The organism is Phyllobacterium sophorae, from assembly GCF_003010965.1.
GTDB lineage: Bacteria > Pseudomonadota > Alphaproteobacteria > Rhizobiales > Rhizobiaceae > Phyllobacterium > Phyllobacterium sophorae.
Genome location: NZ_PGGM01000005.1, coordinates 206,270 through 218,552, shown reverse-complemented (window position 1 = coordinate 218,552; position 12,283 = coordinate 206,270). Strand labels below are relative to the sequence as shown.

Below are 12,283 nucleotides of genomic sequence, written 5' to 3'. Positions count from 1 at the left end.
AATTAGTAGATAGGTAAGGCGGTGCAACCAAACCCCACCCTGGATCAACTCCAGGTCTTTGTTGCTGTGGCGGAGACGGGAAGCTTCTCGGCCGCGGCACGGCGGCTCAATCGTTCGCAATCGGTGGTGAGCTATACGATCGCCAATCTGGAGGCGCAGCTTGAGTTGCAACTTTTTGAGCGTGGTGGAACGCGTGAACCGCGCCTGACCGAGGCGGGAACCGCCATGCTGGAGGACGCGCGGCGCATGGTTTCCGTCTTGCAGAGTCTGCGATCCAGGGCGGAGGGGCTAAAACATGGGTTGGAGGCTGAGGTGGCCGTCGCCGTCGATGTCTCGTTGCCATCTCCGGTCCTGACCTGTGTCCTCAAGGCGTTCCAGGTACAGTTTCCGACGGTCAGCCTGCGCGTTCATGTCGGTGCGCTCGGAATGGTCTGGGACCTCGTTCTCAAGAAGCAGGCAGATTTTGGCATTGGCGGTCCGCCGATGCAGGTGCAAGACGAACTCGTCCTGCAACAGGTTGGCCAAACAGCCATGACGCCCGTGGCGGCGCCCGATCATCCGCTGGCTCTCCATGAAGGTCCTGTACCACTATCCTTTATCCGCGATCATATTCAGCTTGTGATCACCGACCTAAGCGAACAGACCAAAGGACGGGATTTTGGCGTTTTTGCCTACAAGACCTGGCGACTGACAGATGTCAGCACCAAACATGACCTGATATTGGCCAGTTTGGGCTGGGGCGGCCTGCCAAAATGGATGGTGAAGGACGATCTTGCCGAAGGACGGCTCGTGCTTCTCGACCTCGAGCCCTATCCGGAAACTGCCTATCCGCTACTGGCCATTTATCCCGTCGATAGCCCCCTGGGGCCGGCGGGCACGTGGCTGGTTGAACGGTTCAAACAGGAACTGGAAAGATTCGGATGATTCAAAGGAGGCCGGTCGAAGACCGGCCCCTTCTGATTGATCTAGATCAATTTCTCCAGGGTAACCGGCAGTTCCCGTACCCGCACCCCCGTGGCGTGGTAGACCGCGTTGGCAATCGCGGGCGCGACGCCGACAATGGCAAGCTCACCCACCGCCTTGCCGCCGAGCACCGAGGCATGGGTATCCGGAATACCGACCGAGATGACCTGGAGATCGGGAATGTCGGCATTCGTCGGTATGAGATAGTCGCCGAGATTGTTATTCATCACGCGGCCATGGCGGGGATCGACAATGCCTTCTTCGAGCAGCGCCTGGCCGATGCCCATGATGATACCGCCCTTCCACTGGCTCTCGGCGAGCTTCGGATTGTAGAGGCGGCCCGAATCCAATGCGGACACCATGCGAGAGACGCGAACCGTGCCGAAATCCACGTCGACACGCACCTCAACGAAATGCACGCACCAGCTGTGAAGCGAATAGTCGCCTTCGGTCGGTGATTTCATTGTCGAGATCGTCGTGAAGTTACGGAAATGATCTTTGTCGTTCTGGTGCTCTTCCGGCAGCGTATTGCGCAGTGCCTCGATACGCTCGCGGCCGGTGCGGCGCATGACTTCGGCAATGGAGACACTGGAACCCGCATCGCGCGGCGACAAGATTTGCCCTGCCTCGATGGTCAGCGTATTGGCCTGCAGGTCGCGGAACGGCGAGTTCGGATCATTGATGGCAAGGCCGATCAGTTCGTCGCGGGCGGCATGCGCTGCCTTGTGCACGGCGCCGGTCATGAGATTCGCAAGTTGCGAACCACCGGCGACAGGCGCGCGCGGAAGCGACGAATCGCCGAGCTTGACCACGACGGTCTCGACCGGAACGCCGATCGCCTCGGCCGCCGTCTGGGCGAGGATCGTATAGGTTCCTTGACCCATGTCGATCCCGCTGCTGGCGACTTCGATCGTGCCGTTGCTCAAGATGCGGACCATGGCCTCACCCGGCGTGCGGCGAACGGGATAGGTGCCCGCGGCAACGCCGTAGCCGATCAGCTGCTTGCCCTCGCGCATTGACCGGACGCGCGGGTTGCGCTTCGCCCAACCGAAGGCTTCCGCACCCGCCGCATAGGCTTCGCGCAGCCGGCGGGTCGACCAGGGCTTGTTGGCGCTCGGGTCCTCCTCGGCATAGTTGAGCAGGCGGATATCGAGCGGATCGATGCCGACCTCGTAGGCAAGTTCGTCGATCGCGCATTCGATGCCGAACGCGCTCGGGTTTTCACCAGGCGCACGCAGCGCACCGGGTTTTACCGTGTTCACCGGCACGATGTTCTGGCGCGAGGAGAAATTCGGCGTCGCATACATGATCGATATTACGGAGCCGAGTGGTTCGACCGCGACATCGTCCATGGAAGTCTCGTTGGCACCGCGATGCCGGATCGACAGCAATTTGCCCTCGCGGGTAGCGCCAAGTGCGATGGTCTGCCGTGTCGCCGGCCGCCCGCCGAAGGCGGTAAAGGTCTGCGGCCGCGTGATCGCAAGCTTGACGGGGCGGTCGAGCATCTTCGCAGCGATGGCGGCAACTGCGCCATAGCGGGTGGGCAGCGCCTTCGAACCGAAACCGCCGCCGATATAGGGCGACAGCATGCGCACATTCTCGAACGGTATGCCGAACCATTCCGCATAGGTGCGGGACATGCCATCGATCCACTGACTCGGCTCCCAAAGGGTCAGCTTATCGCCCTCCCAATGGGCGATCAGCCCGTGTGGCTCGATCGGCACATTGTATTCACGCGGAGTCCTGTATTCCTGCTCGATACGAACGGGCGCCGTGGCAAGCGCAGCCTCGGCGTCACCCCATTCCTTGGTCATCATGTCGATCAGGTAGCCTTCGCCGGACCTCGGATCGTCGAAGCTCGAAATCGGGGTAGTCTCCTCATAGGTGACCTTGACGAGGGCTGCCGCTGCGGTCGCCTGCTCGAACGTCCCGGCAATGACAGCAGCAATATGCTGGCCACTGAAGGTGATGTCGCGTGCCAACGGTTCATAGGGAACAGCGGGCGGCGGCGCTCCGGTCCAGTCCGTGGCTGTCTTGATCGGTAGGGCATTATCCGGTGTCAGGACAAGCAGGACGCCCGGATATGCCTCCGCCGCTGCGCTGTCGATGGCAAGGATCCGGCCGGAGGCGATGGTGCTGTCAATAATGACGGCATGGGCCATGCCTTCCGGAAAATGTTCCATTGCATAGTCGGCAGTCCCGGTGATCTTGGCAGGTCCATCGATGCGCGACAGGCGGCCGCCGAGGATGCCATCCGATGCATCGCCATGTTTCATCTTTGTGTCGATAATTGTCATGCCATGGCTCCCGTTTTGAGAATGGCGCGTTCGACGACGCGCGGGGCGAGCTCGATCTTGTAGTGGTTGCCGCCATGGGCGATGGCGCCCTCGACAGCAAGACGGCTGGCGCTCTTGACCGTGTCCGGCTCCAGTGCCTTGCCGCGAAGCGCATCTTCGACTGCGCGGGCACGCCACGGTTTGGTTGCCGCGCCGCCAAGACCGATACGAATGTCGCGGATGGTTTCGCCGTCCGGCTCGAACTCGATGCCGACAGCAGCGCTTGCGGCGGCGAATTCATAGGACTGGCGGTCGCGCACCTTGAGATAGGTGGAATGCCGCGCGGCGACCGATGCCGGGATGGTGATCGCGGTGATCATTTCGCCGGACTGCATGGCATGTTCCTTGTGCGGCGTGGTCCCTGGCAGAAGGAAGAAGTCATCGACCGCGACCTTGCGCTCGCCCAGATGAACGACGGCATCGAGAGCGACGAGCGCCACGGCAAGGTCACCCGGATAGGTTGCGATGCAGGCAACGCTGGTGCCGAGGATCGCATGACCGCGGTTGACGCCTTCAAGTGCTGAGCAACCGCTGCCGGGGTTGCGCTTGTTGCAGGCTGGGAAAGTCGACGGATCGCGGAAATAGGCGCAGCGCGTCCGCTGCAACAGGTTGCCGCCGATCGTCGCCATGTTGCGGAGCTGGGCAGATGCCGCTTGCGACAAGGCTTCCGAGACCGCCGGATACTGCGCTTGGATAGCAGTATCGGCCGCCACATGGCTCATCTTTGCCAGAGCGCCGATGAACGCGCCATCCACATCGACGCGGATCGCATCAAGGCCCTTGAGATGGGTGATATCGACGACCAGCTCCGGCGCGGCGACGCCGCATTTGGCAAGGTCGAGTAAGGTCGTTCCACCCGCCAGCAGCATGGTTGCCGGCATGGCGGCGGCGCGCAGTGCTTCCTCGACCGAGTTGGCGCGAAGATAGGAGAAATCTCTCATGACATCACCTTTGCAGCTTCGCGGACCGCCTCGACAATGTGCGGGTAGGCACCGCAACGGCAGAGATTGCCCGACATATATTCGCGGATTTCATCGTCGGAACCGGCATGGCCTTCGCGGATGCAGGCGACGGCGGACATGATCTGTCCCGGCGTGCAGTAGCCGCACTGGAAGGCGTCATGCTCAAGGAAGGCTTCCTGGACCGGATGAAGGTCGCCTCCCGCGTCGGAAAGTCCCTCGATGGTGGTGATCTTGCGGCCCTCTACCTGCGCTGCGAGCGTCAGGCAGGAAAGCACCCGCTCGCCGTCGACATGCACCGTACAGGCGCCGCATTGGCCCTGATCGCAGCCTTTCTTGGTCCCGGTTAATTCAAGATGATCACGCAGCGCGTCCAGCAAGGTCACACGTGGCTCGACCGTGAGTGTCTGCGTCTGACCGTTGACATCGAGATGTAGGATGGTTTCGTTCGTCATAGGCGTCCTGCTCCAGTACGCTCATTAGAATTAAATGGGGCCGGTATCGTTCGGTTGCGTTCAAGGCGCAAAAAACATGACATGCTGGCCCTAAATGGGGTAATAGTCCGAAAGTCACAGACTAATCGGAGGTGCCTCCGTTTCTGAAACATAGCGGCTTGCCCATGCGGGTTCAAGCCCTAATCGCATTTGGAGTTGTAATATTGGGCACCAGGGAGCCGCCAGAGCCGAAGGAGATCAAGCCATCTCCGCCTGCCAGGCGCCTGCGTGCCGATGCCAGCCGCAATCGGGAAAAGCTGGTCGAGATCGCTGCGACCGCCTTTGCCGAACGGGGCGGCAACGCTTCGCTGGAGGAGATAGCGCGGCAGGCTGGTGTCGGTATCGGCACGCTTTACAGGCATTTTCCGACGCGGGAACATCTGGTGGAAGTCCTCTACCGGCGCGAGGTCGAGGCGCTTTGTGCGGCTGCCGAGGAACTCGCACTACGAGAGGCGCCGGATGTTGCCCTGGCGGAATGGATGCAGCGTTTCGTCGATTACATTGCCGCAAAGCGCGGCATGGCGAACAGTTTGCGTATCCTGTTCGACGCGAATTCCGAAGTTTTTGCCAATACGTCCGGCATGGTTGCGCTGGCGTTGCAGCGTCTTGTCGATGCCGCTATTGCCGATGGGTCCATCCGCAGCGATATCGATATATCCGATATATCGCAGGCGTTGTCGGGCATTTATTCAGCGCCCGATACCCCGGATTGGCGCGACCGCTCCCGCCGTCTCGTCTCGCTGCTGATGGATGGCTTGCGCTGGGGCTCTGCAAAGGCAAGATCCTAGCATATCCGGTCGAAATGGTATGTTACCGGCAGTGTCCCAAGTTGCCACATTCGGGCCTTAAACGAACGATTGATTTCGACTACTATTGAAAATGATTACTCATGGGAGAGGTGAACATGCCCCAGTTTAAACGCAGTATCGTCTTGGCAGCTTGTCTTGGCCTGTTTGTAGGCGGCACAGCTTTGTCAACCACAGATAGTTTTAGCCCGGTCGGAGCGGCTTTTGCCAAGGATGGCAACGGTGGTGGCAATGGAAATGGTGGTGGCAATGGAAATGGCGGTGGAAACGGAAACGGCAACGGTGGTGGCAACCACGGCAAGTCGTCCGACCGAGGAAAATCTGCCAGCGCGCACGAAAAATCCAGAATCCAGCACGACAAGACCAAAGTTCAAAAAGCTTCGATAAACGTGGATGACGAAAATACCCTGGGTCCGCTCAATGCTGCCCACGCGTCGGCACGCGCAAGAGAACGGGCCTCACCAAACTCGTCCGTCGGCAAGATCGCGACCTATGAGCGCGCCCGGGAGGATGCGTTGGCGCTGACCGATCCCGTACTTCAGGAACAGGCACTTGATGATGCGGTCGCTCAGTTGGAGGAGGATTTTGGCCGCACCCTGACCGACGCGCAGATCGATCGGGTCAATGCATTGCTGGATGCACGTCAATAAACACGAAAAAATGTGCCGCCACTCATCGGCGGTCTGGTCTGTCAACAGCGGCCTTCGGGCCGCTGTTTCCATTTGCGCAATTGATAGGCAGCAAGACCGTTCGGCTACGCTGCCTTCAGTGCCACAAGATCGAATTTTCAACGGGATTTCGCTGGTGCTGCGAGAGAGGATTGAACTCTCGACCTCTCCATTACCAATGGAGTGCTCTACCACTGAGCTACCGCAGCCGATTTGCGAACGCGGCGGACTTCTGCCATATCATTACCGAAATCGCAAGCAAGCATTCGTAATCTGTGGGGCAAAATATGTGCATCGCCCAAAAACGTCAGGTTTGACGGCTGAAACGGCACAGAATTTTCTCAGGATTTGAGAGACAACCAATGACGTCGTCGTCGAAAAGCCCGAATTCGGAGCAAATCAACCGCGAGAAGCGGCGTTCGGAACAATTGCGGGCGAATCTCGCTCGGCGAAAGCAGCAGTTGCGCTCACGCCGGTCAGGGAGCGCAGACGAGCGTGATGAGGGAATCTTCGCCGCAAATGAAAAACCTTCCGGTTCCTCCCAGGAGGAGCCATGAGTGGCCCAGGTCTGGCCATAAGCCTTCCTTGAACCATTTCGTGTGATGGTTTACAGCAACCGGCTCTGCAAAGAGTCTCAACGACAGGACGGGAATCTCCCGCGAAAGTGACACAGTATGGATCGCATCAAGATTGTTGGCGGTAACAAGCTCAATGGCGTCATCCCGATTTCGGGTGCCAAGAACGCGGCTTTGCCGTTGATGATCGCGTCGCTCCTGACCGACGATACGCTGACGCTGGAAAACGTGCCGCATCTGGCTGACGTCGAGCAGCTCATCCGCATTCTCGGCAACCATGGCGTCGATTATTCCGTCAACGGCCGCCGCGAACGTCAGGACGGCGCCTATTCGCGTACGATCCATTTCACCGCACGCAATATCGTCGATACGACCGCGCCCTATGAGCTGGTCTCCAAGATGCGTGCAAGCTTCTGGGTCATCGGCCCGCTTCTGGCGCGCATGGGCGTTGCTACGGTATCGCTGCCGGGAGGCTGTGCGATCGGTACGCGTCCGGTCGATCTCTTCATTGACGGTATGCGTGCGCTTGGCGCCGAGATCGAGATCGAGAATGGCTATGTCAAGGCGAGCGCCAAGGGCGGCCTCGTTGGGGCCCGCTATGTCTTCCCGAAAGTTTCGGTCGGTGCGACCCACGTACTAATGATGGCTGCGACACTGGCCAAGGGCGAAACTGTCATCGAGAACGCCGCCCAGGAACCGGAAGTCGTCAATCTGGCCGACTGCCTCAATGCCATGGGTGCGAAGGTTCGCGGTGCTGGTACGCCAACGATCACGATCGAAGGTGTCACGAGTCTTTCCGGCGCCCGCGTTCGCGTCATTCCGGATCGCATCGAGACCGGGACCTATGCCATGGCCGTCGCTATGACCGGCGGCGATGTTATTCTCGAAGGTGCCGATGCCAATCTTCTAAGCGCTGCATTGACGACGCTCGGCCAGGCCGGCGCCGAAATATCCGAAACCAATTCCGGCCTGCGCGTTGTTCGCAATGGCCACGGCATCATGCCGGTCGATGTGACCACACAGCCATTTCCCGGCTTTCCCACTGACCTTCAGGCGCAGTTCATGGGTCTGATGACCAAGGCGAAAGGCACATCGCACATCACGGAGACGATCTTCGAAAATCGATTCATGCACGTGCAGGAGCTGGCGCGGCTGGGCGCCAAGATTTCCCTTTCGGGTCAAACTGCGAAGATCGAGGGCGTCGAACGGCTGAAGGGCGCGCCCGTGATGGCAACGGACCTGCGGGCTTCGGTCTCACTGGTCATTGCCGGTCTTGCCGCCGAGGGCGAAACCGTGGTCAACCGCGTCTATCATCTCGACCGCGGTTTTGAACGTCTCGAGGAAAAGCTGACGCGTTGCGGTGCGGTCGTCGAACGCATCAGCGACTGATCCTGGGTTTTTCACCAAGGGCGAATATTATGCCCAATGCATAATTCCATTTGTCTGCACTTTCCTCTAACAGGGAAGGGAGCGTGGTGACCGTTGGGCACGACGATCCTGATAAGTATTGCAAAAGGGTAGACATGGACACTCTGAAACTCATCGCACTTGATGAAGAAGATCTGCAAATTCTTTCTGCACATCTCCAGGATTCTGTGCTGAAGGTGGGCGATATCGAGTTTCTGGCACCCGAGAAAAAGCTCGTTCTTGGTGTCAACCGCTTCGTGTGGGAACAGGCAGCTGACGGCAAGCGCCGCCGCAGTTTCGAGCGCCGCCGCACGGCGCTGCTTTTCGACCGCGTCGGCAGCGTCAAGGCCACTGGAATCGACCGGCGGCACAAGGACGATATCCTCTCGCTGCTGGCGATCCACTTCATCGTTGAGGATGCGCCATCGGGTGTTGTCGAGCTGACCTTTGCGGCGGGCAAGGCGTTGCGGCTGGAAGTCGAGGCTATCGAGGCGCAGCTGACCGATCTTGGACCTGCTTGGGAAACGTCATTCAAACCAGAGCATGAAGCCTGAGGAGGATTTGACGTGGCGATTGTGCTGAGACAGTCCGAGCCTGATTTTGAAACCCGGTTTTCCGCATTCCTCGCCACGAAGCGCGAGGTGTCGGAGGACGTTGACCGCGCCGTTGCCGAGATCATCCACCGGGTTCGCACTGAGGGCGATGCGGCCCTGATCGACTATTCGCAGCGTTTCGACCGGATCGATCTCGCCCAGCATGGCATTGCGATTACCTCCGCGGAGATCGATGCGGCGGTGGCTTCCGCCCCGGTGGCGACGGTCGAGGCACTGAAACTGGCTCGCGATCGTATTCATTCGCATCATTTACGGCAAATGCCCCAGGACGATCGCTACACGGATCCGCTGGGCGTCGAGCTTGGCTCGCGTTGGACCGCGATCGAGTCCGTCGGGCTTTACGTGCCTGGTGGCACGGCGAGCTATCCAAGCTCGGTTCTCATGAATGCGGTTCCCGCGCAAGTTGCCGGTGTCGAGCGCGTCGTCATGGTGGTTCCGTCACCTGACGGCAAGCTTAATCCACTCGTTCTGGTTGCAGCGCGTCTGGCAGGCGTCTCCGAGATCTACCGCGTCGGCGGCGCGCAGGCCATTGCTGCGCTGGCCTATGGCACCGGGACTATTGCTCCCGTCGCCAAGATCGTCGGCCCCGGCAATGCCTATGTGGCAGCTGCCAAGCGCCGCGTGTTCGGCACGGTCGGCATAGACATGATCGCGGGTCCTTCGGAAGTGTTGATCATGGCCGACAGCGACAACGATCCGGACTGGATTGCCGCCGATCTTCTGGCGCAGGCCGAACATGACACAGCGGCGCAATCGATCCTGATTACCGACGATGAAGCGTTTGGCAATGCAGTGATCGCTGCGGTAGAGCGTCAGCTGCAAACACTGCCGCGAACAGAAACTGCGAGCGCCAGCTGGCGTGATTATGGCGCAGTGATTCTGGTGCAGGACCTGGAAGCCTCCCTGCCGCTGGTCAATCGCATTGCGGCCGAGCATCTGGAAATCGCTGCGGCTGATCCGGAACGGTTCTTGGCCGGCGTGCGCAATGCCGGAGCGATCTTCCTTGGACGTTATACGCCCGAGGTGATCGGCGATTATGTAGGCGGCTCAAACCATGTATTGCCCACCGCGCGATCAGCACGGTTCTCCTCCGGTCTCTCGGTGCTTGACTATGTCAAGCGAACCTCCATCCTGAAGCTGGGCGTGGAGCAGCTGCGCGCTTTGGGTCCGGCGGCCATTGAATTGGCTCGCGCCGAAGGACTGGATGCGCATGGCAATTCGGTCGCGATTCGGTTGAACCTATAGGAAGATAATGACAGCAACGGGCGAAACCGATGCACGGCTGATCGATGTGGAACTCGACGAGACCATCGGCCGTTCCACGCCTGACGTGGAGCATGAGCGCGCCGTTGCCATCTTCGATCTGATTGAGGAGAACAGTTTTCGCCCTGTGAATGATGAGGGCGCGGGACCTTATCGTCTCAAGATTTCCCTTATTGAATCGCGGCTGATTTTTGCCATCACCCGCGAAAATGGCGACGACGTCGTCACCCATATCTTATCGCTCACGCCCCTGCGCAAGGTTGTGAAAGACTACTTCATGATCTGCGAAAGCTATTACGATGCTATCCGCTCCTCCAGCCCGAGCAAGATCGAAGCCATCGACATGGGCCGCAGGGGTTTGCACAATGAAGGGTCGCAGGCATTGATGGACAGGCTCAGCGGCAAAATCGAGCTGGATTTCGACACTGCGCGCCGGCTTTTCACTTTGGTATGTGTGCTGCATTGGCGGGGGTAGGCGAACATATGCCAGCCGAGCCGGACAAACTGCCGGACGACCTGGAGCCTGCCAAAGCGGCAACGCCGGGCGCGGTATTGTTCATCTGCGGCATGAATTCGATCCGTTCGCCGATCGCAGAGACACTGGCACGCGGCCTGTTGCCATCAACGGTCTATATTGCGTCGGCAGGCGTAGAAAAAGGTGAGCCGGATCACTTTGTCGACGAGGTCCTTGCAGAGGTCGGGTTGAAACGGATCTCGACTCATCCCAAGACATTCGAGGAGCTGGAAGACCATTATTTTGATCTGATCATTACATTGTCACCCAAAGCGCACCATATGGCACTGGAGTTGACCCGAACGACTTCCGTACATGTGGAATATTGGCCCACCCCCGACCCAACGCTTGTGCGCGGGCGGCGCAGTCAGATACTGGATGCTTATCGCGATGTTCGGGACAATCTAAAACATCACATTCAGGAACGTTTCAATCAGGCGATTTGAACGTCCTGCCAATGCCGCACATTTGCATTGAACTCCCTTGTTCACAAATGCTGCGCAATACTATAGGTTCCGCCCAAAATTGCGGTCGAGTACGGCCACAAATTCCCTTTCTGGAGATAGAACTACGCATGGCGAAAGAAGAAGTACTGGAGTTTCCTGGTCTCGTGACGGAGCTGTTGCCCAACGCGATGTTCCGGGTAAAGCTCGAAAATGATCATGAAATCATCGCTCATACGGCGGGCCGCATGCGCAAGAACCGCATCCGCGTTCTCGCTGGCGACAAGGTCCTTGTCGAAATGACCCCTTACGATCTGACCAAGGGTCGTATCACCTACCGTTTCAAATAATCAGCTCCGCCGGGCCTGTCCGCAGGAAATCTCTTCATGAGCGATCAGCATAAATTCGTTCTTGCATCGGGCTCGCCGCGCCGTCTGGCGCTGCTCAGTCAGATCGGCATTGAACCGGATCGCTTGTTACCTGCGGATGTGGATGAGACCCCGCTGCGGGCCGAACATCCGCGTTCGCTGGCGCGCCGTTTATCGCGTCAGAAGGCAGAGAAGATCGCCGAAGAACTGAAAAGCGATCCGGAACTGGGCGAGGCATATATCGTGGCTGCCGATACCGTCGTCGCGGTTGGCCGGCGGGTGCTGCCGAAAGCTGAAATCCTCGACGATGCGGCTGCATGCCTCCGGCTGCTTTCCGGCCGTTCCCACCGGGTCTATACCGGGCTCTGCCTGATCACACCCAAGGGCAAGCTCCGCCAGGACCTGATTGAAACTCGCGTCCGCTTCAAACGTCTTTCGCGCGAGGAGCTGGAGAATTATCTTGCCTCCGGCGAATGGCGTGGCAAGGCAGGCGGCTATGCGATCCAGGGGCTGGCAGGCGGATTTGTCGTCAAATTGGTTGGCTCCTACAGCAATGTCGTCGGTTTGCCGCTCTATGAGACCGCCAGCCTTTTGCATGGCGAGGGCTATCCGGTCTATGCCAATTGGCAAGCTTCAGGACATTAAACGGACAGATACATTGACTGACGAAAAGATAAGCACGGCGAACGTAACGCCTCTGCGGCCGACACGCCCTTGCCCGGAATGCAAGCGACCATCGCAGCGCGAACATTATCCCTTTTGCTCGGCGCGCTGCCGCAACGTCGATCTCAACCGATGGTTGACCGGCGCCTATGTCCTGCCCGCCGTCGAAAGTGCAGACGACAGCGAAGACGAACAGGACAGTTAAGGGGC

The 12,283-nt window shown here is 59.1% G+C and carries 14 protein-coding genes and 1 tRNA gene; 11 read left to right on the top strand and 4 right to left on the bottom strand.

All coding sequences use genetic code 11. The annotated features are described in order from the left end of the window. Positions 1-21 precede the first annotated feature (21 nt). A complete protein-coding gene (locus CU103_RS13635) occupies positions 22-924 on the top strand; it encodes a LysR family transcriptional regulator (RefSeq protein ID WP_106664474.1) in 903 nt (300 codons plus the stop codon). 41 nt (positions 925-965) lie between these two features. On the opposite strand, the gene CU103_RS13630 is transcribed toward CU103_RS13635, so the two are convergent. Genes CU103_RS13630 through CU103_RS13620 form a run of 3 tightly spaced genes read right to left on the bottom strand, consistent with a single transcriptional unit; the run spans position 966 to position 4,713 of the window. Then, positions 966-3,260, bottom strand: a complete 2,295-nt coding sequence (locus CU103_RS13630) for a xanthine dehydrogenase family protein molybdopterin-binding subunit (RefSeq protein ID WP_106664473.1) — start codon at positions 3,258-3,260, stop codon at positions 966-968. After that, positions 3,257-4,240 (bottom strand): FAD binding domain-containing protein, encoded by a 984-nt coding sequence (locus CU103_RS13625; protein ID WP_106664472.1) that lies wholly within the window; start codon positions 4,238-4,240, stop codon positions 3,257-3,259. The genes CU103_RS13630 and CU103_RS13625 overlap by 4 nt, the downstream gene beginning before the upstream one ends. Continuing rightward, entirely contained in the window at positions 4,237-4,713 is a 477-nt protein-coding gene (locus tag CU103_RS13620; protein WP_106664471.1) for a (2Fe-2S)-binding protein, read from the bottom strand. Before CU103_RS13620 ends, CU103_RS13625 begins: the two co-directional genes overlap by 4 nt. Positions 4,714-4,916: 203 nt before the next feature. Between CU103_RS13620 and CU103_RS13615 the strand changes: the two genes are divergently transcribed. Together CU103_RS13615 and CU103_RS13610 are read left to right on the top strand one after the other, a co-directional pair. Beyond that, a complete protein-coding gene (locus CU103_RS13615) occupies positions 4,917-5,540 on the top strand; it encodes a TetR/AcrR family transcriptional regulator (protein ID WP_245448775.1) in 624 nt (207 codons plus the stop codon). Positions 5,541-5,656: 116 nt separating this feature from the next. Further along, a complete protein-coding gene (locus CU103_RS13610) occupies positions 5,657-6,208 on the top strand; it encodes a Holotricin-3 precursor (RefSeq protein ID WP_146147794.1) in 552 nt (183 codons plus the stop codon). A gap of 152 nt (positions 6,209-6,360) precedes the next feature. Here the strand turns inward: CU103_RS13610 and CU103_RS13605 are convergent. Next, positions 6,361-6,435: transfer RNA gene (locus CU103_RS13605), tRNA-Thr, on the bottom strand. Between the two features lie 465 nt (positions 6,436-6,900). On the opposite strand from CU103_RS13605, the gene murA reads away from it, so the two are divergent. From murA to yacG, 8 genes are all read left to right on the top strand, one after another. Beyond that, positions 6,901-8,190 carry a UDP-N-acetylglucosamine 1-carboxyvinyltransferase gene (gene murA, locus CU103_RS13595; RefSeq protein ID WP_106664467.1) on the top strand — a complete coding sequence of 430 codons (1,290 nt, stop codon included), beginning with the start codon at positions 6,901-6,903 and terminating at the stop codon, positions 8,188-8,190. A gap of 134 nt (positions 8,191-8,324) precedes the next feature. Further along, positions 8,325-8,762, top strand: a complete 438-nt coding sequence (locus tag CU103_RS13590) for a DUF2948 family protein (RefSeq protein WP_106664466.1) — start codon at positions 8,325-8,327, stop codon at positions 8,760-8,762. Positions 8,763-8,774: 12 nt separating this feature from the next. Continuing rightward, entirely contained in the window at positions 8,775-10,067 is a 1,293-nt protein-coding gene (gene hisD, locus CU103_RS13585) for a histidinol dehydrogenase (protein WP_106664465.1), read from the top strand. Between the two features lie 7 nt (positions 10,068-10,074). Next, entirely contained in the window at positions 10,075-10,560 is a 486-nt protein-coding gene (locus tag CU103_RS13580) for a UPF0262 family protein (RefSeq protein ID WP_106664464.1), read from the top strand. Positions 10,561-10,568: 8 nt separating this feature from the next. Continuing rightward, positions 10,569-11,045 (top strand): arsenate-mycothiol transferase ArsC, encoded by a 477-nt coding sequence (locus CU103_RS13575; protein ID WP_245448773.1) that lies wholly within the window; start codon positions 10,569-10,571, stop codon positions 11,043-11,045. A 128-nt stretch (positions 11,046-11,173) separates the two neighbouring features. Next, on the top strand, positions 11,174-11,392 hold the full coding sequence (infA, locus tag CU103_RS13570; protein WP_008122731.1) for a translation initiation factor IF-1: 219 nt from the start codon (positions 11,174-11,176) through the stop codon (positions 11,390-11,392). A 36-nt stretch (positions 11,393-11,428) separates the two neighbouring features. After that, entirely contained in the window at positions 11,429-12,055 is a 627-nt protein-coding gene (locus CU103_RS13565) for a Maf-like protein (protein WP_106664462.1), read from the top strand. Positions 12,056-12,068: 13 nt separating this feature from the next. Further along, positions 12,069-12,278 carry a DNA gyrase inhibitor YacG gene (gene yacG / locus CU103_RS13560; RefSeq protein WP_410010303.1) on the top strand — a complete coding sequence of 70 codons (210 nt, stop codon included), beginning with the start codon at positions 12,069-12,071 and terminating at the stop codon, positions 12,276-12,278. Positions 12,279-12,283: the final 5 nt, after the last annotated feature.

Bases quoted from the DNA above. Each gene is read 5' to 3' on its own strand.
- CU103_RS13630 (WP_106664473.1), bottom strand. From the start codon at position 3,260: ATGACAATTATCGACACAAAGATGAAACATGGCGATGCATCGGATGGC.
- CU103_RS13625 (WP_106664472.1), bottom strand. From the start codon at position 4,240: ATGAGAGATTTCTCCTATCTTCGCGCCAACTCGGTCGAGGAAGCACTG.
- CU103_RS13620 (WP_106664471.1), bottom strand. From the start codon at position 4,713: ATGACGAACGAAACCATCCTACATCTCGATGTCAACGGTCAGACGCAG.
- CU103_RS13610 (WP_146147794.1), top strand. From the start codon at position 5,657: ATGCCCCAGTTTAAACGCAGTATCGTCTTGGCAGCTTGTCTTGGCCTG.
- murA (WP_106664467.1), top strand. From the start codon at position 6,901: ATGGATCGCATCAAGATTGTTGGCGGTAACAAGCTCAATGGCGTCATC.
- CU103_RS13590 (WP_106664466.1), top strand. From the start codon at position 8,325: ATGGACACTCTGAAACTCATCGCACTTGATGAAGAAGATCTGCAAATT.
- CU103_RS13580 (WP_106664464.1), top strand. From the start codon at position 10,075: ATGACAGCAACGGGCGAAACCGATGCACGGCTGATCGATGTGGAACTC.
- CU103_RS13575 (WP_245448773.1), top strand. From the start codon at position 10,569: ATGCCAGCCGAGCCGGACAAACTGCCGGACGACCTGGAGCCTGCCAAA.
- infA (WP_008122731.1), top strand. From the start codon at position 11,174: ATGGCGAAAGAAGAAGTACTGGAGTTTCCTGGTCTCGTGACGGAGCTG.
- CU103_RS13565 (WP_106664462.1), top strand. From the start codon at position 11,429: ATGAGCGATCAGCATAAATTCGTTCTTGCATCGGGCTCGCCGCGCCGT.